2 protein-coding genes are annotated in these 742 nt (G+C 46.1%); both read right to left on the reverse strand.

The genetic code is table 11. The features are described from left to right. Positions 1-197, reverse strand: a 197-nt coding sequence (locus R7Z77_RS25295) for a DUF84 family protein (protein WP_318137037.1), incomplete at its 3' end; no start/stop codon positions are given. 24 nt (positions 198-221) lie between these two features. Next, positions 222-742 (reverse strand): prephenate dehydratase domain-containing protein (locus R7Z77_RS25300; protein WP_318137038.1); only part of this gene is annotated, 521 nt, incomplete at its 5' end.

Consider the following 742-nt stretch of genomic DNA (forward strand, 5'->3'; position numbering starts at 1 on the left):
ACTTTGGCATTTTTAACTCGATTGACTGCGCCGCGATGGGTCTCTTCGTTAGTCATCGGCTGATCGGCGACTTCACTCGGAACGCTGATGCCGACAAACTCAAAAGCTTGTTGAGGGAATGCGCTTTGAAATGCACTCTTTACCGCATTGATTTTTGCAGGGTTTAGAGAGGCGATAACGACTTTTTGGGTTGCCATGATCTTTTTACTCATCGATGTCTATTAGCTCAATTTCACTTGCGTTGGTTTGATGTTTTCGCTTGGATAACAACCCAGTACTTTCAAGTGTTTAGTGATTTTTGTTAGCTCTTGCAATGCTTGCTGCATTTCGGTTGAGCCTAGGTGCGCTTCTAGATCAACGTAGAACATTTCTTCCCACGGATTACCCATGATTGGACGCGATTCTAACTTAGTCATATTGATGCCGTAGCGTTGCAGTACCAGTAGAGTTTCAACCAATGAGCCCGCTTCCTGGGAGGTCGACATAATCAACGTCGTTTTGGCTGGAATTTGTGTTGAGACTTCAACTGGTTTACGCGCGACGACAATAAAGCGTGTGTGGTTTTCGGTTTGGTTTGCGATGTTGCCTTGGATCGCTTGCAGGCCGTACAACTTACCACTTGAAGCATTACCAATTGCGGCCACATCATCACGATTCATCTCTTGGACTTTTTGCATCGCGTCTGCTGTGCTTGCGCAAGACTCAAGTTTCACGCCTTTCATACGGCTTAGGAATTCGCTGC

The sequence above is a fragment of the Vibrio sp. 1401 genome (genome assembly GCF_033340295.1).